We start from the raw sequence: 325 nt of genomic DNA, 5'->3' as shown, positions 1-325 counted from the left end.
CACTCGTGGTCGGCGCTGGTGTAGAGGAAGGTGAAGAGGTGCTCCGGGCTGATGCCGGTGACGCCCAGCTCCTCCTCCGCCTCCCGCTTGGCCGCCTCGTCGTAGGACTCGCCGGTGCCGACAACGCCGCCGACGAAGACGTCGTAGAGGGACGGAAAGACGATCTTCTGTGGCGTGCGGCGGTGCACGAAGATCCGTCCGTCGGCGTCCGTCGCGAGGACGCCGACGCCACCGGGCCGCGGTCCCTCGTCCACCCCCTCGTCCCGGGCGGCGGCCCCCCGCGCGCGCTCCGCCGCCCCGCCCGCGCCCGGACCCGCGCTGGCTC

At 74.5% G+C, this 325-nt stretch carries 1 pseudogene; it reads right to left on the bottom strand.

Features of this window, described 5'->3' with window-relative positions:
* Nucleotides 1–325: pseudogene (locus DN069_RS39085) on the bottom strand (NUDIX domain-containing protein); the annotation flags it as partial.

It is taken from the genome of Streptacidiphilus pinicola, assembly GCF_003258295.1.
GTDB lineage: Bacteria > Actinomycetota > Actinomycetes > Streptomycetales > Streptomycetaceae > Streptacidiphilus > Streptacidiphilus pinicola.
The sequence above is the reverse complement of the archived record's forward strand: the minus strand, read 5'-3'. Positions and strand labels throughout refer to the sequence as shown.